This window comes from Paenibacillus faecis (assembly GCF_008084145.1).
Lineage (GTDB): Bacteria > Bacillota > Bacilli > Paenibacillales > Paenibacillaceae > Fontibacillus > Fontibacillus faecis.
In genome coordinates, this window is sequence record NZ_VSDO01000002.1 from 846,098 (window position 1) to 866,855 (window position 20,758).

A 20,758-nucleotide genomic window follows, 5' to 3' on the forward strand; every position below is an offset into this window, starting at 1 on the left:
GAGGAGATGGGGAAAACCATGGCAGTGAAGCAAGCTTTAAACATTGTGAAGTTGAAAAAAATGAAGCAGGAAGGCCAGCCGATCACCATGATCACCGCTTATGATTATCCATCGGCCAAACTGGCCGAGGAGGCGGGGATCGATGTGCTGCTGATCGGGGATTCGCTCGGCAATGTCGTACTCGGTTACGACTCGACGATTCCCGTGACGACGGAGGATATCGTCTACCATACCAGGGCCGTAGCCCGCGGTGCGCAGCACACGTTTATCGTGGCCGACCTGCCTTTTATGACATATCACGGCGGTATTGACGAGACGCTGCGAACGGTGCGGCGGATTATGCAGGAGGGCCATGCCCACGCCGTAAAGATGGAAGGTGGCGCCGAGATCGCGGATACGGTCCGTGCGATCGTCCAAGCCGGCGTGCCGGTGCTGGGGCATATCGGTCTGACGCCGCAGTCCGTTAATCAGATCGGCGGGTACCGCGTCCAGGGGAAGGACGAACGGGATGCCAGACGGTTGCTGGCCGATGCCAAAGCGCTGGAGCAAGCCGGCGTGTTCGGGATCGTCCTGGAACTTGTGACGGAAGAGGTGGCCGGAGCGATCACGTCCGAAATCGGCGTGCCTACCATCGGAATCGGCGCCGGACGGAAGGTGGACGGCCAGGTGCTGGTCTTTCACGATGTGCTGAAATATGACCCCGATTACCGCGAGAAGCGCTTCGTCAAAACGTACGCGGATATCGGATCGGAGATTCGAAAAGGGATCGCCGCTTACGTAAATGAAGTGAAGGATCGCGCTTTTCCGGCGGAGCGGCATGTGTTCGCCGCCGAGGAAGGCGTACTCGAAAGTCTATACGGTCCGGGAAAGGCGGGTTCGCGGTCATGAAAGTGTTTCGAAACATCGGCGAGTTGACCCGCTTTCTGGGCGAAGAGCGTTTTGAAGCGGCGGTAAGGGAAGGCAAAAAGATCAAAACCGGCTTCGTGCCCACGATGGGGTACCTGCATGAAGGCCACGCCAGCCTGCTACGGAGGGCACGCGGAGAGAATGACCTGGTCGTGCTGAGCATCTTCGTCAACCCGATCCAGTTTGGGCCGAACGAGGATTTCGAACGTTATCCCCGTAACGAGAAACAGGATTTAGCCTTGGCTGAACGCGAGGGCGTGGACGCGGTGTTTCTGCCTTCGGTGGAAGAGATGTATCCTAAGCCTACCCGTACGAAAATCAAGGTGGAAGGGTTGACCGACACGCTGTGCGGCGCCTCCCGGCCGGGCCATTTCGACGGAGTCACCACGGTAGTGGGGAAATTGCTGCATATCGTCCAGCCGGACCGGGCCTATTTCGGACAGAAAGACGCCCAGCAGGCCGCCGTTGTAGCGCAGATGGTGGAGGATTTGAATTTTCCCGTCCGCATCGTGCCGTGCCCGATTATCCGGGAAAACGACGGTTTGGCGCTGAGCTCCCGGAATGTTTATTTGAGCCCGGAGGAGCGCCGGGCGGCGTTGGTTCTTTCCAAAAGCCTGCTCAAGCTTCAGGCTGAAGTGGAAGCCGGAGAGCGAAAGACCGCCGCGGAAGCCCAAAGGGCTATCGTCCTGGCGATCGAGGCCGAGCCGCTTGCCTCCATCGATTATGTGGAGATTGTCCGTTTTCCGTCATTGGAACCGCTGGAAGGCGGGGCCGACCTTGGAGAAACCGCGGAGCGGGAAGGCGTACTTGTTGCGCTGGCGGTGAAATTCGGCAAAACGCGCTTGATCGACAACGTGATTTTTATGAATAAGGGGGAGCAGAATGTTTAGAACGATGATGAAGTCGAAGATCCACCGGGCCACCGTAACGGAGGCCAATCTGAATTATGTGGGCAGCATCACGATCGATGAGGATCTTATGGAATCGGCCGATCTCCTTGAGAACGAAAAGGTGCAGATCGTTAATAACAATAACGGCGCTCGTTTGGAAACCTATGTTATCCCGGGGCCGCGCGGCAGCGGGGTCATTTGCCTGAACGGCGCGGCGGCCCGTCTGGTCCAGCCGGGAGACCAGGTGATCATCATTTCCTATGCGATGCTGTCGGCCGAAGAAGTACGGAGCCATAAGCCTACCGTCGTGTTTGTCGACCAGAACAACCGGCCCGTCGAGAAAGCGAACCAGGAACTGCACGCCACGGTACGATAAACGTTTGTAGTCCGCAAGCAATTAATCCCTTCGGGAATGAAATGTCCGCCTTCAACAAAAAATGAACGTAAGGCTCGCACTGACTTCATTTCGTTAGGGGTGGATGGTGATGATGTTTCAGCACATGTTTGCGGAAATGAATGAGATGTTGGATGAGGTTATTCAATTTTATCCAATCGCCCATGGCACCCAGAAACAGGATTTGGCCAAGAAGTGGAATTTGCTTCAACAGATGAGCGACTTAATTATTGAAGAGTGGCTGAATTTTGAAGAGAAAATGGGCGTATTCCGGCAGAGCTCCGCGAGTCCCCAAGGGAGTTCGGCCGCCAACCTGCCCGAATTGGATTGCGACGCGTTTGTCAAAGGACAGGGGTATTACAAACTTATGATGTTCCCGCAGGCGCTTGCCCAGTTTAAGGAGGCCTTGGAGCAATTTCCGGACAGTCCCTCGGCGCGCACGTATCTGGCGATGTGTCATATGCATCTGGAGGAAATGGACGAAGCCATCCCGCACTTTTGGCGCGTGCTTGAAGGCACGGAAAATAAACGGCTCCGGTCGATTATTTACAATGCTCTGGGCTGCATTGAGGCCCAAAGAGGCGGGCGCGCCAAAGCCAAGGAATATTTTACCTTGGCGCACTATCATGACCCTTCGCTGGCCGAACCGCTGTCGAACCTGGAAGCCTGCATGCGGAGCACCGGGAAACTGAAATACGGCAATGAACTGACCTCCCTGCTTTAAACAAGGAACTGATTCGGATTTATCCTATTTTGATCCATTTGGAAGAAACGGTGTGTCCCAAAATCGCGGGAGACATCGTTTTTTTTCTGGAGGGGGGCCTTTGGAGCGCTTCACACAATTTTCAAATCGGGCCACTTCTGTTATGCTGTAAAAGAGACTGGAACGAAAGGGACTTAGGAATCAATGAAATATGCCGTACTCGATTTTGAAACGACAGGAAACCAGTCCTCTGATGAAATTATTCAAGTAGGGCTTGCCATTATAGATGAAGAACAGAATATTTCCCAAGTTTATCGTTCCTTCGTAAAGCCGGGGATTCCGATCCCCCCGTTCATTACGAACCTGACGGGGATTACGGAAGAGGATGTCCAAGACGCGCCGGAACTGGATGAAGTCATGGTGGACCTGGTTCCTCTTTTGAGCGATACCGTGCTCGTCGGGCATAACGTCGCTTTTGATTTTAATTATTTGCAGAGCGCGCTCGATAAAACGGGATATTTACCGTTTACGGGGCGGATTCTCGATACGATGGATTTCTTGAAAATCTTTTTTCCTTCCCTGACCACCTATCAATTGGGGATGGTGGCCGCCGAGTTCGGCGTGGAGCATGAACGCCCGCATCAGGCCGACAGCGACGCCTTGGCGACGGCTCTGATCTTCCTGAAATGCCTGGACGAGCTCAAGGAACTGCCGCTAATCGTGGTGCAGCGTCTGGCGGACCTGTTCGCCGGCGAGGACAGCGATCTCGGCTGGTTCTTCGACGCCATGCTGCAGGAGAAGGAACGGGAGGGGGAAGCGAGTCCGGACGGCTTCGTGTATTACCGCCAGTTTGCGCTGCAGGTCGACGACTGGATGGATATCGAACCGGCCAGAAGTGATCTGGTTCACAACCCGCTCAAGGACGTTTCATTCGAGCAGTTTATGGAACAGGTCCGGGACCGCCTCAAGACGAAGCTGCCGGACTACGAGGAACGCGAAGCGCAGAATATGATGCTGTCCGAAGTCAGCAAGGCGTTTGCCGAGGACAAGCATCTGCTGATCGAAGCCGGGACGGGGACGGGAAAGTCGCTGGGGTACCTTTTGCCGGCCATTTATCACAGTGTAAAGCAGGATGAGAAGGTGATGGTCAGCACGCACACGATCAATCTGCAGGAGCAGCTGAGGGAAAGGGATGTTCCCCTGCTTACCGAAGCGGTTCCGTTCCCATTCCGGGCCGCCGTGTTCAAAGGGCGACAGCACTATTTGTGTTTGCGCAAATTTGAACATAAAATTAATAGAAGAGACTTTGCTTCACCTAAAGAAGAAATCATCACCGCCGCCCAGATGATCGTGTGGTTGGCGCAAACCGAGACGGGCGACGACGAGGAGCTGAACCTCGGAAACCGTGGAGGAGATTTCTGGGAAACCGTGGCGAGCGAGTCGGACTCCTGCCTCGGCCGATCCTGTCCATGGTTTCGCAAGTGCTATTATCACAAAGCGAAGCATGAAGCCGGCGTAGCGGACGTCGTCATCACCAACCATTCCAAACTGTTTACCGATATTCAGGCCGGACACCAGCTGCTTCCGGGTTACGAACGGTTGGTCATCGATGAAGCCCATCATTTGGAGGAAGTCGCCGGGAAACACCTGGGGCTCCAGATGAAGTATTTCACCGTTGTTCACACGCTCACCCGGTTATTCAAGGACAGCAAGACCGGGCAATTCCCGAATTTGCGCATGATGTTGGATCAGTCGGGAAGCGAAAAGTCGGGCGAGTGGTGCTCCGTCATCGACGGGCTGTATCCGACCCTGGTCGATGTGAAGGAAGTCTGGGACCGCCTGGCGGATCAGATGTTCAGCCTAATGCCGGAACGCAGCGACGCGGCGCCTGGAGATCCGGGGCAATTCGTGCTGCGCCTGCTGCCCCAGAAGAGACCGAAGCAATGGGATACGCTGGCTGAGCTGGAGAACCAGATTTATGTCGCTCTGGGCGACGTGATCCGCAAAGCGGAAAGGCTGATCGGCGAGTTGAAGGACGATGAGCATGACTTCGGCTATGACAGCCTGATCACCGATATCGGCGGCTTATTGAAGGACCTTGCCACCGAGCGGGAGGCGCTCCGCTTCTTTATCAAGCTGGAAGACGCGAATACCGTCTACTGGATCGAAGGCAACGGGAATTACCGCAGCAAATCGCTGCAAATTTTTGCGGTGCCGATCGATGTGAGCGCCCAATTGAAGGAATTTTTCTTCAACAAGAAGAAGAGTGTAGTGATGACCTCGGCGACCCTCTCGGTCGACAAGTCTTTCCAGTATATGATCGATCAATTGGGGCTTGCCGAAGCGGCGGAGCAGGATCGGCTCAATACCGCCATGCTCCCGTCCCCGTTCAATTACAGGGAGCAGGCGCTGCTGGTCATTCCGCGGGATTTTCCAAGTGTGAAAGGCAGCGTCGGAGACGACTATTTTGTTTCCACGCTCGTTCGGTCCCTGGCCGATACGGCGACCGCCACCCATGGCAGGATGCTGGTTCTGTTTACGTCCTACCGAATGCTGCGGCAGGTGTATGACCCGCTGAAGGAATTGCTTTCCGAGCGGGGCATCACCGTGATCGGGCAAGGGATGGACAGCGGGAGCCGGACGAAGCTGACCCGCAGGTTCCAAGGGCAGCACGCTTCGGTTTTGCTCGGCACGAGCAGTTTCTGGGAAGGCGTCGATATACCCGGGGAGGCTTTAACGAGTCTAGCCATCGTCCGGCTGCCGTTCCAACCGCCGAACCATCCGCTGGTGGAAGCCAAGAGCGAGCGGCTGCAGCAAGAGAAGAAGAACCCGTTCATGAAGCTATCCGTTCCCCAGGCCGTCATCCGTTTTAAACAAGGTTTCGGCAGATTGGTCCGCTCTTCGCAGGATCGCGGGATCGTGGTGGTTTATGATACTCGGATCTTGGAATCTTATTACGGTAAATACTTTTTATATTCTTTGCCCGGACCGAAAATGGAGCATATGCCGCTGGAGCAGATGGTGCCGCGGATTTCGGAATGGCTCAACGCCGGGGAATCTTAAGTGTTCCTCAAATCGTGTACGTAGGGGGAAATTTGATGAAATCGGAAAAAATCTCGGATGCGGTGGTTCGCCGCCTGCCGGTGTACCTGCGTTTTCTCAATGAACTCAGCCGCCGGGAGGTGCCGACGGTATCCTCGCAGGAGCTTGGGCAGAAGCTGGATCTGAATCCGGCTCAAATCCGCAAAGACCTGGCTTATTTCGGCGATTTCGGCCGCAAAGGGATCGGCTACGACGTATCGTATCTGATCGAGAAAATCCGTCAAATTCTGAATTTGGATCAGCAGATTAACGTCGCTTTAATCGGGGCCGGTAACCTGGGCCAAGCGTTGTCGAATTATAACGCGTACTTGAAAGATAATATGAAGATTGTGGCGGTTTTTGACGCATCCCCTCACAAGATCGGGACGCAGATCAACAATATTACGATTCAGCCGATCGACGAGTTGGTCGATACGGTCCGAAGCAACAACATCCGAATCGGGATCATCACCGTTCCCGATGTGGAGGCGCAGCGGGTTGCCGATCAATTGGTGGCTGCGGGAATCGGAGCGATTCTGAATTTCGCGCCGACCATCTTAAAGGTACCCTCCGAAGTGCGCGTTCATGCGGCGGATTTCACAACCGATTTGATGAGTTTGGCCTATTATCTGGATGCTGGAAAGGAACATACGGAACATGACGCGAAAATGGCTGATTAAAGACGGGACCTTTGCGGTGCAGGATCAGAAGACCCCTGTCATTCGGGGCTATATGCTGGTCGAAGGAGACCGGATCACATATGTCGGAACGGAGCGGCCGCAGGGCGTGGAAGGGGCCGAGACGTTTGACGGCAAGGGCCTGTTGTTTCTCCCCGGCTTGATTAATACGCACGGTCACGCGGCGATGTCGCTTTTGCGCGGCTACGGCGACGACATGGTGCTTCAGGAGTGGCTGCAGGAGAAGATGTGGCCGATGGAAGCGAAATTTACCGGCGAGGATGTTTATTGGGGAACGGCGTTGTCCGTGCTGGAGATGTTGAAAGGCGGGACCACCACCTTTTTGGATATGTACGACCATATGGACCAGGTGGCTGCCGTGGTCGAAAAATCGGGAATCCGCGCCGTTCTAACGCGCGGTGTCATCGGGCTCTGCCCGCCTGAAGTGCAGCAAAGCAAGCTGAACGAGGCGGTCAATTTTGCGCGCGAGTGGCACGGCAAGGCCGACGGGAGAATCACCACGATGATTTCGCCGCATTCTCCATATACTTGTCCTCCGGATTACATTGAAAAAATTGTGCAAGCGGCGCATGATCTCGATTTGCCGATGCACACGCACATGTCGGAGACGAGAGCCGAGGTGGAGCAAAATGTGGCCGACTACGGCGTCCGCCCGGTTCAGCACCTGCTGAATCTCGGCATGTTCAGCCGGCCGACGCTGCTGGCCCATGCCGTCCACTTGACGGACGAGGAAATCGGCGTTTTGGCCGAGCACCGGGTCGCGATATCTCATAATCCCGGAAGCAACCTGAAGCTGGCTAGCGGCGTGGCCCGCGTTCCCGAGCTGCTCAAGGCCGGGGTTACCGTATCGCTGGGTACGGATGGACCTGCCAGCAACAATAACCTCGATATGTTCGAGGAAATTCGTCTGGCGGCACTGATTCATAAAGGCGTATCGGGAGACCCGACGGCAGTTCCGGCGGCTGAGGCGCTGCGCATGGGGACGGAATACGGGGCGAAGTCGTTATTTCTCCAGGATACGGGTCGACTCGCTGCCGGCATGAAGGCGGATTTTATCGCCCTGAACACGGAACAGGCGCATTTTCTGCCTCGTACGGACTATATTTCCCATATCGTGTATTCGGCAGGGCCGAAAGATGTGGAGCATGTTTGGGTGAACGGCAAGCAAGTGGTCAAACATGGCGCTTGTCTCACGCTCGACGAGGAGAAAGTAAGGTTTGAAGCCCAAGCAGCGTTTGAGCGCCTTCTCGGCCGATAAGACGATCTATAGGATGTTGATACTACGCCGATCGGGGAAAGGAAGAGAAGGTTGAGAAACAGAACCAAATGGATCTTGCTCTCCCTTCTGATACTGGGGCTCGTCCTCATCGGGCTTCACCGCTACTATCTTTTTGTTGAGCAGGATTTATGGCGGGGAGAGAAGCAAGCGATTCAGCGGGCGATGCAAGAAACTGGGCTGACGGAGGCCGATGAGGTGTGGAAATCCGTCTGGGATCAGGTATGCTGGGTCGTGCAGGGGAAGGACGAAAACGGCCGGGAAGTGATGGTCTGGCTGCCGGAAAAGGGGACTCCGGAAGTGAAACCCATGGACGAGGGCGTATCGGAAAGTCAGATCCGGAAAATCATTAAAGACAAATTTCCCGGGATCACCCCTGTACGACTGATGCCGGGCATTTACAACGACCAATATGTATGGCAGCTCTTTTACAAAGAGAAAGCTCATCATTATTACCGGTTCTTCCGTTTCAGCGATGGAGAGCCGTTGGAAGAAGTGTTTACTTTGCCCAACCGGTAACATATTATTTCGATTGAACGGATGAATAAATTTGTGTTTTTGCCAAAAAGCAGTCCTTCGGGGCTGTTTTTTTGATAAAATTTAAAATAAATTCACAACTTGATTCGAAATCGTATATACGATGTGATATACTCATCTTTGTAAGTTTATTTTGCATACTCGTCTACTATTCACTGATATACTATTCATTTATATTTTTGTACACCAAGGAGGACATCAACGTGAAATTGCGTGTTGGACCGATTGTGGCTAGTGTGGCCGTATCCGCACTGTTGTTGTTCGGAGGATGGTTTGCATATCGACATTGGGCTGTGGAGAGCCCGTTTGAACATAAAGTCAACGCTATGGAAGGTGTAAGAAGTGTACAAACGAATATTACCCCAAAACAGGTGGAGTTGAAACTCGATTTGGAACCCGGGACGGATTTGGGGAGCCTCGTTCAGCAAATTGAGCGGGAGGGCGGCAAGTGGATCGGGAGCCGCGAGGTGAAGGTGGTCGTGGAAGACAAAGCCTCCGAGAAGCTGAACGATTTGTGGGACAAGGCTTTGTTCCCGATTGCCCAAGCTATGGAAAAGAAGGAGTACACCGATATAACGACTACACTGGATGAACTGCAAAAGCAGGTTAAAGGCGTTTCGGCCAAAGCGGAAATGGACGAGAACAACGTGTACATTACACTGACGGATGGTCAGGCGAGCAAGTTTGTCATCTTGCCTCGCGTACCGCAAACTTTGGGGGTGTGGCCTAATGCGTAAATGGATGATCGAAGTTGCGGTTGGGTTCGTTCCCGTCCTGCTCATATTTTTAGCTTTTGTCGGTTTTAATGTCATTCCGCTGCTCGTCGGCCTCGTGATGGTCGGTGCGCTGCTGACAGCCGTTAAAATGCGCGGCGGAATCGTCGCCACCGCTTCCCAGGAACGCAAGCGGAAGAAGGTGGCGTCGCCCGGTTTGACATTTGAAGAAATCGGCGGCCAAGACAGTGCCAAGCAGGAGCTTCGTGAAGCCCTCGACTTTATGGTGCGTCATGAAGAGATCAAGAAGTTCGGCATCCGCCCGCTGAAAGGGATTCTGCTGACCGGCCCTCCGGGGACGGGGAAAACGCTGATGGCGAAAGCGGCGGCCCAGTACACGAACGCCGTGTTTGTCGCGGCATCGGGCAGTGAATTTGTGGAGATGTATGTAGGCGTGGGGGCCAGCCGGATCCGCGACTTGTTCAAGGACGCCCGCACGCGCGCGGCGAAGGAAAACAAGGAGAATGCCGTCATCTTTATCGATGAAATCGATGTGATCGGCGGCAAACGCGAAGGCGGCCAGCAGCGGGAGTATGATCAAACGCTGAACCAGCTGCTGACGGAAATGGACGGCATTTACACGTCCGACACGCCGCGGATTTTGTTGATCGCCGCCACGAACCGCAAAGAGATGCTGGACAGTGCGCTGCTGCGTCCGGGACGCTTTGACCGCCATATCCAGGTCGATCTGCCGGACAAGAAGGGCCGTCGTCATATACTCGAAATCCACGCGAAGAACAAACCGCTGGCGCCGGAAGTGAATCTGGATAAGGTCGCGGAGGAATCCTACGGCTTCTCCGGGGCACAGCTGGAGAGCGTGATGAACGAAGCGGCGATTTACGCGATGCGCGATCAATTGGAGGAAATCAAGCAGAGCCATCTTTCGATGGCGATCGATAAAGTGATGATGGGCGAAAAGACCGACCGTCAATCGACCGAAGAAGAGAAACGGCGCGTAGCCGTCCATGAGCTTGGCCATGCGGTCGCCGCGGAGGTCGTCGCTCCGGGAAGCGTCAACCAGGTTGCGCTTAGTCCGCGCGGCAGGGCCTTGGGATACGTGCGGCATAATCCCCAGGAGGAAAAGTACCTGTACACCAAGCCGTATATTGAGGGGCAGATTATCATCGCGCTCGCGGGGGCAGCGGCGGAGGAAATTTACTACGGCGGACGCAGTACCGGTTCCAGCAACGACTTCGAACAGGCGCTGAACCTGGTTCAGACGATGATGACGTCCGGGTTGACCTCGCTCGGCATCATAAATATGGACATGGTGACCAAAGAGGTTCTCATGAAGGAAAACGCCAAAATTCTGGACGAGCTTGCGGCTCGGACCAAACAGATTTTGATCGACCATGCGGCCGTGTTCGACCGCTCCCTGGAAATTTTGCTCAAAGAAGAGCGCCTTTCCGGCGATCAGTTCCGTTGTCAATTTCGTGACAGCTTCAATTTACCGGCATGATTTATCATGCCGGTTATTTTTTTTTACTTTTTGCTCGTGCTAAGATATTATTATATGTTGGGTATAAAATGATGTATTATTCGACATCAGGGGTACAATATTATGGAGAGACCATGAAAGGATGGAGCGAGAGAACCATGAACTTCAAAAGAATAGGTGTCATTGGTGGCGGCACGATGGGCCAAGGCATCAGCGAAATGCTGGCGGCCAAGGGTCTGGATGTGCTACTCGTGGAAGAAACGACGGAGAAATTAAACCATGCGTACAGCATGATCGAAACGAGCCTGGACAAGCAGCTTGAGAAATGGGCGATTACCAAGGCGGAGAAGAAGCTGATCTTATCCAAAATTCATAAGGTGACTCATTTTGCCGAACTCGGTACCTGCGATATGGTCATCGAGACCATTTCGGAGGATTTGAATGCCAAGCGGGAGGTATTCAAACAGCTCGATCAAGTTTGTCCAAGCAATATTATTCTGGCCAGCAACACATCGACGCTCAGCTTGACGGAAATCGCCGGTTCGACGATGTATCCGGAGCGCGTGATCGGCATGCACTTTATTTATCCCGTAGCCAAAATCAACCTGGTGGAAATTATCCGCGGCTTGAAAACTTCGGATTCCACGTTTGAAGAAACAAAGCGGTTTGTGGAGGAAGTTGTCGATAAGCGCGGAATTATGGTATACGAATCCCCGGGCTTTGTGACTTCCCGGATTATCTGCCTGATGATCAACGAAGCGCTGCATGTGCTTGGTGAAGGCGTGGCCACCGCCGAGGACATCGATGACTCGATGCGCATCGGGTACCAGTTCCAATATGGTCCGCTCGAAATGGCCGACCGTTTCGGTCTCGATTCCGTCCTTGCCGCTCTGGAGCGGATGTTCCGCGAGTTCGGAGAACTGAAATACCGCCCTTCGTTTGTGCTGAAAAAAATGGTTCGCGCGGGCTCACTCGGTGTGAAGACGGGCGAAGGCTTTTTCAAATACGACAAGGATGGTGACCGGATATGAAAATTCTAGTTATTAACGCGGGAAGCTCCTCGTTGAAATATCAGCTGTACGATATGACGGACGAATCCGTGATGGCCAAGGGGCTTGTGGAACGGATCGGGATGGACTCCTCGATTCTGACGCATAAACCGACGGGCAAAGAAGAAGTAACCGAAGTCAGCGATATTCTGGAGCATACGACGGCGATTCGCAAAGTATTGGATAAACTGACCGATAAAGTACACGGCGTGCTGGAGTCGATCGACGAAATCGATGCCGTCGGCCATCGCGTCGTTCATGGTGGGGAAGCGTTCAAGAGTTCCGCGCTGATTACCGGTGAAGTCAAATCGGAAATCCGCCGGCTGTTCGACCTGGCTCCGCTGCACAATCCGCCAAGCATGATGGGGATCACGGCGGCTGAAGCCAACTTGCCGAATGTACCGCACACCGTCGTATTCGATACGGCTTTCCACCAAACGATGCCGGAGAAAGCTTATCTTTATGCGATTCCGAAGGTGCTTTACAAGAAACATAAAGTGCGCCGGTACGGGTTCCACGGGACGTCGCACGCTTATGTAAGCAAGGCGGCGGCCGAGTTCTTGAACCGTCCGATCGAAGATTTGAAAATCATTACCTGCCACATCGGGAATGGCGCGAGTTTGACAGCCGTCAAGGACGGTGTTTCCGTGGATACGTCCATGGGGATGACCCCGCTGGAAGGTTTGATTATGGGTACGCGCAGCGGTGACCTTGATCCAGCGATCGTCCCTTTTGTCATGAACAAAGAAGAGTTGACCATTAATGAAGTAAACTCCATGCTCAACAAACATAGCGGGCTGCTGGCGATTTCCGGAGCAAGCAGCGATATGCGCGATATTACGGACGGTATGGCGGCGGGCGAGCCGAACGCTACGCTGGCTTTTGAAATGTACGAATACCGTCTGCGCAAATACATCGGTTCGTATGCGGCGGCCATGAACGGGGTCGACGTGATCGTCTTCACGGCGGGTGTCGGCGAGAACTCCGCGGTCGTACGCGAGAAAGTATGCGAGAACCTGACCTATCTCGGCGTGGAAATCGACAAAGCGTTGAACCAGGTCCGTTCGGGTGATCCTCGCCGGATTTCGACGCCGAACTCCAAGGTCGAGGTACTTGTCGTACCGACGAACGAAGAGCTCGTGATCGCCCGCGATACGTTGCGTATCGTCAATGAAATGAAGTAATCTGGGGTAGAGCGTTTTATTATCTGGTGTGTTGGAGGAGATTAGAGCATGGCGATCAAAACAGTGATCCGTCAGGTGAAAGAGCATGTCGGCGAGACCGTCGTCATCGGAAGCTGGCTGAACAACAAACGTTCGAGCGGAAAAATCCAGTTTTTGCAGCTTCGGGACGGAACCGGCTATATTCAAGCGGTTGTCGTAAAGAGTGAGGTGTCGGAGGAAACCTGGAACCATGCCAAGAGCCTGACCCAAGAATCCTCGATGTATGTGACCGGCGTGATCCGTGAGGAGCCGCGCAGTCAATCCGGTTATGAGATGACGGTAACGGATTTGGAGATCATCCATTTGACCGAGAACTACCCGATTACACCGAAAGAGCATGGCGTAGATTTCCTGATGGACCATCGTCATCTCTGGCTGCGTTCGACGAAACAGCGCGCCATTATGGTGATCCGTGCGGAAATTATCCGTGCGGTTCAGGAGTTCTTTGACAAAAACGGGTTTACGCTGGTGGATCCCCCGATTTTGACCCCGACCAGTGCGGAAGGAACGACGAATTTATTCCATACGAAATATTTCGAGGAAGACGCCTACCTGACCCAAAGCGGCCAATTGTATATGGAAGCCGCCGCGATGGCGCTGGGCAAGGTTTATTCCTTTGGCCCGACCTTCCGGGCGGAGAAATCCAAAACGCGCCGTCACCTGATCGAGTTCTGGATGATCGAGCCGGAGATGGCGTTCACGGATCATGAAGAGAGCTTGAAGGTTCAGGAGCAATTCATTACCCATGTCGTACAATCGGTCCTCGCGAATTGTCGGGCCGAGCTGGAAGCGGTGGGACGGGATGTCTCCAAGCTGGAGAACATCCAGGCACCTTTCCCGCGAATTACGTACGATGACGCGATTGAGTTTTTGCACACCCAGGGCTTTGACATCCCTTGGGGCGAAGATTTTGGAGCGCCGCACGAAACGGCGATCGCCGAACGTTACGACAAACCGGTCTTCATTACGCATTATCCCGCAGGAATTAAGGCGTTCTATATGAAACCGGACCCGAATCGTCCGGAAGTAGTGCTGTGCGCCGATATGATCGCGCCGGAGGGCTACGGGGAAATCATCGGCGGTTCGCAGCGGATCGACGACCCGGAGCTGATGTTAGCCCGGTTTAAGGAGCATCATCTTTCCGAGGAAACCTATCAATGGTATCTCGATTTGAGAAAATACGGTTCCGTCCCTCACTCCGGCTTCGGATTGGGGCTGGAGCGGACGGTAGCCTGGATTTGCGGACTGGATCATGTTCGGGAGACGATTCCGTTCCCTCGTATGCTGTACCGCCTTTATCCATAAGAAGGGTGAGAACTAGAAGGGATGACCGATAGCTGGAAAATATGGGCCAGAGGAATATCGTTCGGCCTGGAATCCGGGACGGTGAATGTTCCGCATGCGCTGCTGGCGCATTACCGGGATCTGCGCTTGTCCGACAAAGAGGTCATGCTGCTTCTCCAGCTGCTCGCCTTTAAACAGGAGCGCAACGATTTTCCGACCCTGGATCAATTGGAACGGCGGATGGGGATCGCTCCGGATGAGCTGTCCCAAATGATCCGCAAGCTGCTGAAGGACGGTTGGCTCAGCATTGATGAAGAGGAAGAGACCGCGACCGGTATTCGCTCGGAGTGTTATAACCTGGCCGGCATGTACGAGAAGTTGGGGATGCATCTGGCGCAGCTGCGGGCCGCAGCGGCCAAACAGCAAGCCCAAGAACGCATTTTGCCGGAAGCCGCGAAAGAGGAGCAGGAGCGGAATCTCTTTGTCATTTTTGAGAAAGAGTTCGCCCGTCCTTTGTCTCCGATGGAATGCGAGACCATTTCCGGTTGGGTGGATCAGGACGGCTACGCGGAGGAATTGATCCTGCTGGCATTGAAGGAAGCGGTGTTTGCCGGAAAAGTCCATTTCCGCTATATCGACCGCATCCTGCTGGAATGGAGCCGCAACCGCGTAAAAACGGCGGCGGATGCGAAGGCGTATACGCAGCGATTCCGGGCGGGCGGACGGTAATATAACGAATGTTTCAAGATCGAAAACCTTATTCTGGTGACGAACCGGAATAAGGTTTTTTTATGTCAGATTGATCTCTTAAAAAATAAAATAAAAAAATTTCGATAAGGAATTGTCATCCAATGAAGGAAGTGGTATTATAGTCAATGACCAAATGACCAAAATTACAAAGTGGTCAGTAAGTCCATTTTCTTGTAAGGAGGGGTATTTTTTGGCGGAAGCAGTAAATCGTCGTGACTGGGTAGTGGAGGCGGCCGAACGGTCATTTTCACTATTTGGCTATAAAGCAACGACTATGGACCAGGTAGCCAAAATTGCAAATGTGGCCAAAGGAACTATCTACACTTTTTTTTCGAATAAAGAAGAACTTTTTGATGAAATTCTCAGTTCGATTATTGCGGAGATGAAGCTCATTGTCGATCGAACAGTTAGAGAGGATAAGCCGTTTTTTGAGAACTTGTACCAAAGCATGGATGCCCTATTGGAATACAGAAGCAAGCATGAACTTCTGGCAAAATTGTTCCAAGAGGTCCGTAGTTTTGGGACACAGCAAGCTAAAGAAGGATTGGATAAAGTAGAGAGTGCAATTTTAGGCTACTTGGAGAAACAGATTGCGATCGCCGGCCAAAATGGGGAAATCCAGTCTTTCGATCCGAAAATCGTCTCATTTGTGATGCTGAAGCTATACATAGCCTTGACTGTGGATTGGAACCAAAATAATGAACCTTTAACTAAAGAACAGATAAAGGAATTCGTTGAGGTTTTTCTGGCTGGAGGACTTTCGGTAAAGAATCGTAAATAAAGAGAAATATAATGCGGATGCGGGAGAGAACGAATATGGGAAAAATTAATTTATCATGGATTGCTAAGGCGTCGATTTATGTAGTTATTTGTGCGTTGATCGCGACTGGTATTTGGATAGTAAGTTCAAATCAAATTACAATGGGCAGCGAGCAGGTTAACCGCCCTACCGCTTTTATAGCGGCTGATCAATCCAGTGTTAGCTTTAAAGTAGGTGGACGTATTAAGCAAATTTTGGTCGAAGAAGGCGACCAGGTTAAAAAAGGGGACGTGCTCGCTTATATCGAAAGCGAGGAAATTAATGCCAAGGTTGCTCAAGCTAAGGCTGCTGTGGCAGTGACTGAAGGGCAAATCGGGCAGGCTCAAGCTTCCATCAATGCAGCCAAGACCAAGAAGCAACAAGGGAAAGGTGCGGTTTCGCTCACGTCAGATACCATTGATAAGCAAATCGAGCAAGCCGAGGCCGTCGTTGCAGCGGCTCAAGCTAAGGTGGATGCGCTAAAAGCGGGAGCTCGGCCGCAAGAAATCAATCAGGCTCAAATTCAGGTGGACGCAACAAACAAAGCTTTGGAAGTGGCGAAAGATACTTTGACTCGTACAGAAGACCTCTATGCGCAGGGATTGGTTAGTCAGGCTGATCTGGATAAAGCTAAAGTAGCAAATGTACAAGCGGAAGCTTCTTATAACGCTGCCGTCGAACAGCTTGCATTGGCTAAGGAAGGCGCGCGTACAGAAGAGATCAAAGCGGCCGAGGCAGCACTTCACCAAGCGCAGGCCGCTTTAGGTTTGGCAAAGGCAAACAAGGCACAGGTGGCCATCAAAGAACAGGATGTGGATGCGGCGGATGCGATGGTTCAACAAGCTGAAGCGGCGTTACAGACGGCACAGTCGGGCAAACAACAAGCATCTGCCGCTTTGGCCGAAGCGAAGACGTATCTGAGCTATACTAAATTGTTTGCCCCGGCGGACGGGTATATCGTATCACAATCCGCACAACTGGGCGAAATTGTGGGCTCTGGTTTTCCGGTATTTACGCTGCAGGAAACCAATAGCATCAAAACCGCTAAATTTTATTTGCCGGAAACAGAAATGGTGGGAATCGAAAAGGGAAACATTGTAAAGGTCAAGTTGGTGTCAAGCGGTAAAATGATTAAAGGCAAAGTGGTTTCCGTTGCCCAAGCGGCCACATTCGCTTCGCAGAAGGCAACTCAGAATACGGGCGACTTCGATATTCGTTCTTTTGGTGTCAAAGTGCAGTTGATGGATTTGCCTTCAAGCGTCCCGGTCGGTATGACAGTAGAATGGTACGGCAAGGAAAACGGAACGTCCCAAGGAGAAAAAGCAGGTGAAGTCAAGTGAACAACATTACAGTAGGAAGCGCCCTGTATGATGAATGGAAGAAAATCCTGCGAGATCGGGTTATTTTTGTAATTCTCCTTATCGGGCCAATTTTTTATACGTTTTTCTTTGCATCTCTATATAATCAGCGTGCCGTAACGGAAATTCCTACTATCGTTTATGATGAGGATCACAGTGAGTTAAGCCAGGAAATCATCCAGGCGATGGATGCGCATCAATCGATTAAAATCGTCGGGGAAGTTTATTCGAATAAGGAAGTAAGGGAAGCTATCGACAATGGAAAGGCTAGAGCTGCCGTCGTTATCCCTTATGATTTAGAAGCCAAATTGAAGCATGGAACGGTAACACCGGTCATTACCTTTGTTGACGGGACGAACCTGATGATCACAAACTCCGTGATTAAAGGGGCCAATGAAGTTATCGCTACCTACAGTTTTGGGGCCTCCTCGAAAAAATTGCAGCAACAGGGGCTTCAGGATGAGCAGATCAGCACGACTTTATCAAACATTCCATTTAGCGCCCGGACTTTGTACAATCCAACGTTTGATTATGAGGATTTTCTGGTGATCGGGATGGCGGCCACGACGTTACAGCAGGTGATATTCATGGCCGTCGGGATGTCCGTGGCGAGGGAAAAAGAAGATCAAACTTGGGACAGATTTGCCGTATGGAAAAGAAGTCCTTGGAAGATAGCGTTTGTGAAGATGTTTCCATACTTTATTGTCAGTGTACTAAATGTCTTTGTAGTATTGTCCATCCTTACATCGGTGTTTAAGTTGTCATTCCATGGATCGGTATGGTCTATCCTGTTGGCGGGGGTCGTGTTCTCTTTCACGGTGAGTTCCATTGGTTATTTTCTCAGCCTGGTCGCTCCTAACAAAATTGTGGCCCTGCAGGTTTCGATGCTGGTCGCCCTCCCGTCGTTTTCTTTATCGGGTCATTCTTGGCCGTTGGAAGCCATGCCTAAATTCCTGGCATTCATAGCGCATGGATTGCCGTTAACATATTTTCTCGATTCATTGCGGACAGTTATGTTAAAGGGATTGCCAACCCATCACATTTTGAACAATTGTGTTGCCACTGCTGTAATCGGATTAATCACCTTGTTGACAGCACTGCTTTATTCCCGGTTTATCTCCTTTCGCAAACTGGATGAAGGGCAACAAACGGACATGGCTGACCATGCAGCTCCGCTTACTACACAGTCGTTCAGTGCTGCGCCATCCACAACTACTTCTGTTTAGATGATATGTTTAGGAATAGTCCGAATATAGTTGAGAGGAAGCATTCTAATGAAAAAAGGGATTCTTGTATTTGCAACTTTGCTGCTATTTCTCGGAAATGGTCCGGTTTCAGCAGATAATAATCCGTTAACCGATTTGAAAAAGGTAGACCGTTTGGATTTGGAGACCGCTATTAAAATGACGGTCGATAATTCTTATAATTTGTCTCTTTTGCAGTTGAAATTCAATGCCTTGGATAACAAGCAGGATGATTTGAAGGCTCAAATGAAAGATCTGCCTGAGCCTGGTTCTGTATCTTCCTACAGGCTGCCAACGAGCCCAGCCGATATCGTGAGCGATCCCAAATACGGCATTCCCAATACGGCTAATCCTGAGCAATTGCTTTGGCTAGGTCCCACGATTGAGGCGAATACGGTTATCAACAAAATGATGGACGGGATGGGGGATATCGTTGAAGGGATGAACAAGTTAATACGTTCTCAGCGAAATCAATTGGAAATTGCGATCGAGCAAATGGATACCAACAAAAAGACAACACTGGTGGAGACTGATAAAGCTAAAGAGGCTGCGAAATTACAAATGACTTCGGAGTATGTGACACTGTTGTCCAAAAAGGAACAGATCGAAACAACCAAAGAATATATCGAATTGCTTGAGAATGATGTAGTGAGGGCTCAAAGCCTCGAAAAGTCGGGGGGCGGATCTAAAGAAAACATAGTGAAGACGACCCGGGCTGTTCGCGAGCAAAAGGAGCAACTGGAAATTTTGGAAAAGGCCTATCAAGTCGATTTGGTGCAACTCAGTTTTGATTTGGGCATCGAATACAAGCCGGACTTGATTCTCGAAGAGGTCACCCTGACGGAACCCCAGCCTGTCGAGCGAAAAGAAAGGAACCAGATTCTGGCTAAATCTTACGATATAAAAATAAAATATAATGATATCGAGCAAGCGAGATGGGAAGAAATTCATACGAATACTTCAGGTGAGGACGGGAAGGATTACTTGGATATAAGTACCCGGATTAAGGAGATGCAAGGGGAACAACTGTTGGTAGAACAAGCCAAGAAAATCGATCAAGTCTATAACGAAGCGGAAACCGCGTATCTTCAGGTGTTGTCAGCGACTGAACAGAGCAAGGATGCTCTGGAGGATTACAACAACAATTATATCCGGTTTGAGAAAGGATTTATCTCCGCTTTTGATATGAATAAACTGAAGTTTACTCTTACGCAGGCTCAAACTAAAGAAAAGTTGGCTAAGTTGAAGTACTTTGCTCTGACCCAAAAGGTATCGTCCATGGAGAATGGTCTGATCATTTAGTATGAACCGGGGCCTTAAATGCTATTTTTTACATGAAGTACACATTCGTATCATATATATCTAGAAGTGATATGGTAGATTAAATATATGTAAATCTAGCAAATTCCGAAAGGGGATCGCCGTTTGATAGGCTGGATTATTTACAAGCATTTGCCCCAGGATGTAAAGCCGGAAATGTATGAGATTCGGCGCCTTGTCGAGGAGGCGGAGCGGCAGGGAATCGAAATCCGCGTGCTGGCTCCGGAGCAGTTTGAACTGATCGTGACGCGGGACGACCGCAAGAGCGTGATGGTGGACGGGGAAGTATTGCAACTGCCCGACTTTGTTTTACCTCGGATGGGAGCGGGAACGAACTATTTTGGGCTCGCCTTGATCCGGCATCTCGAGAGGCTCGGCGTGCGGACGTTCAATTCCTCGCAAAGCATCGATACGGTCAAGGATAAGTTGTTTACCCAGCAGATTTTGGCGGAGCATAACTTGCCGGTTCCTAAGACGATGCTGATCCGTTCCAAAGTGGACGTTAACTTGGTGGAGAAACACCTTGGGTTTCCGGTCGTGGTCAAAACGATTTCGGGGTCCCAGGGAAGCGGCGTATTTTTGGCCGAGACGAAATCCAAATTTATCGACCTGCTGGAGATGATCAACGCCTACAAGGAAAATGCGACGATGATTCTGCAGGAATTTGTCGAATCTAGTCGCGGCATGGATTTGCGGGTGCTGACCATCGGAGGGCGGGCCGTGGCTGCGATGAAGCGAAGCTCGGGGAACGACAGCTTTAAGGCGAATTATTCGCGGGGCGGGACTGTGGAGCCCTATGAGATCACGCCCGAAATGGAGTGGCTGGCGTTGGAAACGGCGCGGCTGCTGAATTTGGATATCGCGGGCATCGATCTGCTGTTTGACGGGGATCACTACAAAATCTGCGAAGCGAATTCCTCCCCGGGATTTGAAGGGATCGAATCCTGCTGCAGTGTGAATATCGCGGAGGAGATTTATAATTTTCTGCGCGTTCGCTTGAACCGTTTTGATGAATAACGCGGATGCTGCGATCCG

General features: G+C 51.7%; 19 protein-coding genes. All 19 read left to right on the plus strand.

Annotated features, from left to right (window positions below; genetic code table 11):
• The first annotated feature begins 18 nt into the window (after positions 1 to 18).
• Positions 19 to 888, plus strand: coding sequence for a 3-methyl-2-oxobutanoate hydroxymethyltransferase (gene panB / locus FRY98_RS11805; protein WP_148451938.1), 870 nt, complete (start codon positions 19 to 21; stop codon positions 886 to 888).
• Positions 885 to 1,796 (plus strand): pantoate--beta-alanine ligase, encoded by a 912-nt coding sequence (gene panC / locus FRY98_RS11810; protein ID WP_148451939.1) that lies wholly within the window; start codon positions 885 to 887, stop codon positions 1,794 to 1,796. Before panB ends, panC begins: the two co-directional genes overlap by 4 nt.
• Positions 1,789 to 2,172 carry an aspartate 1-decarboxylase gene (gene panD / locus FRY98_RS11815; RefSeq protein WP_148451940.1) on the plus strand — a complete coding sequence of 128 codons (384 nt, stop codon included), beginning with the start codon at positions 1,789 to 1,791 and terminating at the stop codon, positions 2,170 to 2,172. The genes panC and panD overlap by 8 nt, the downstream gene beginning before the upstream one ends.
• Positions 2,173 to 2,281: 109 nt before the next feature.
• A complete protein-coding gene (locus tag FRY98_RS11820; protein WP_225039588.1) occupies positions 2,282 to 2,914 on the plus strand; it encodes a tetratricopeptide repeat protein in 633 nt (210 codons plus the stop codon).
• Positions 2,915 to 3,097: 183 nt separating this feature from the next.
• Entirely contained in the window at positions 3,098 to 5,956 is a 2,859-nt protein-coding gene (gene dinG / locus FRY98_RS11825) for an ATP-dependent DNA helicase DinG (RefSeq protein WP_148451941.1), read from the plus strand.
• 35 nt (positions 5,957 to 5,991) lie between these two features.
• On the plus strand, positions 5,992 to 6,654 hold the full coding sequence (locus FRY98_RS11830; RefSeq protein ID WP_148451942.1) for a redox-sensing transcriptional repressor Rex: 663 nt from the start codon (positions 5,992 to 5,994) through the stop codon (positions 6,652 to 6,654).
• Positions 6,632 to 7,930: an amidohydrolase gene (locus FRY98_RS11835; RefSeq protein ID WP_148451943.1), complete on the plus strand. Its 1,299-nt coding sequence runs from the start codon at positions 6,632 to 6,634 to the stop codon at positions 7,928 to 7,930. The genes FRY98_RS11830 and FRY98_RS11835 overlap by 23 nt, the downstream gene beginning before the upstream one ends.
• A 51-nt stretch (positions 7,931 to 7,981) precedes the next feature.
• Positions 7,982 to 8,467: a cell wall elongation regulator TseB-like domain-containing protein gene (locus FRY98_RS11840; protein ID WP_148451944.1), complete on the plus strand. Its 486-nt coding sequence runs from the start codon at positions 7,982 to 7,984 to the stop codon at positions 8,465 to 8,467.
• 221 nt (positions 8,468 to 8,688) lie between these two features.
• Entirely contained in the window at positions 8,689 to 9,222 is a 534-nt protein-coding gene (locus tag FRY98_RS11845; protein WP_148451945.1) for a hypothetical protein, read from the plus strand.
• Entirely contained in the window at positions 9,215 to 10,717 is a 1,503-nt protein-coding gene (locus FRY98_RS11850) for an AAA family ATPase (protein ID WP_148451946.1), read from the plus strand. The genes FRY98_RS11845 and FRY98_RS11850 overlap by 8 nt, the downstream gene beginning before the upstream one ends.
• Before the next feature lie 137 nt (positions 10,718 to 10,854).
• Positions 10,855 to 11,727, plus strand: coding sequence for a 3-hydroxyacyl-CoA dehydrogenase family protein (locus tag FRY98_RS11855; protein WP_148451947.1), 873 nt, complete (start codon positions 10,855 to 10,857; stop codon positions 11,725 to 11,727).
• The gene (locus tag FRY98_RS11860) at positions 11,724 to 12,929 is read left to right on the plus strand and encodes an acetate/propionate family kinase (protein WP_148451948.1); all 1,206 of its coding nucleotides are present in this window, start codon (positions 11,724 to 11,726) and stop codon (positions 12,927 to 12,929) included. Before FRY98_RS11855 ends, FRY98_RS11860 begins: the two co-directional genes overlap by 4 nt.
• Before the next feature lie 48 nt (positions 12,930 to 12,977).
• On the plus strand, positions 12,978 to 14,273 hold the full coding sequence (gene asnS, locus FRY98_RS11865; protein ID WP_148451949.1) for an asparagine--tRNA ligase: 1,296 nt from the start codon (positions 12,978 to 12,980) through the stop codon (positions 14,271 to 14,273).
• A 21-nt stretch (positions 14,274 to 14,294) separates the two neighbouring features.
• Complete coding sequence (locus FRY98_RS11870; protein WP_148451950.1) at positions 14,295 to 14,981, plus strand: DnaD domain-containing protein; 687 nt, start codon at positions 14,295 to 14,297, stop codon at positions 14,979 to 14,981.
• A 211-nt stretch (positions 14,982 to 15,192) separates the two neighbouring features.
• Entirely contained in the window at positions 15,193 to 15,783 is a 591-nt protein-coding gene (locus FRY98_RS11875) for a TetR/AcrR family transcriptional regulator (protein WP_225039585.1), read from the plus strand.
• Between the two features lie 35 nt (positions 15,784 to 15,818).
• The gene (locus FRY98_RS11880) at positions 15,819 to 17,141 is read left to right on the plus strand and encodes an HlyD family secretion protein (protein ID WP_148451951.1); all 1,323 of its coding nucleotides are present in this window, start codon (positions 15,819 to 15,821) and stop codon (positions 17,139 to 17,141) included.
• The gene (locus FRY98_RS11885; RefSeq protein WP_148451952.1) at positions 17,138 to 18,385 is read left to right on the plus strand and encodes an ABC transporter permease; all 1,248 of its coding nucleotides are present in this window, start codon (positions 17,138 to 17,140) and stop codon (positions 18,383 to 18,385) included. The genes FRY98_RS11880 and FRY98_RS11885 overlap by 4 nt, the downstream gene beginning before the upstream one ends.
• Positions 18,386 to 18,433: 48 nt before the next feature.
• The gene (locus FRY98_RS11890; protein WP_148451953.1) at positions 18,434 to 19,705 is read left to right on the plus strand and encodes a TolC family protein; all 1,272 of its coding nucleotides are present in this window, start codon (positions 18,434 to 18,436) and stop codon (positions 19,703 to 19,705) included.
• Between the two features lie 123 nt (positions 19,706 to 19,828).
• Complete coding sequence (locus FRY98_RS11895) at positions 19,829 to 20,740, plus strand: ATP-grasp domain-containing protein (RefSeq protein ID WP_148451954.1); 912 nt, start codon at positions 19,829 to 19,831, stop codon at positions 20,738 to 20,740.
• Positions 20,741 to 20,758 lie beyond the last annotated feature (18 nt).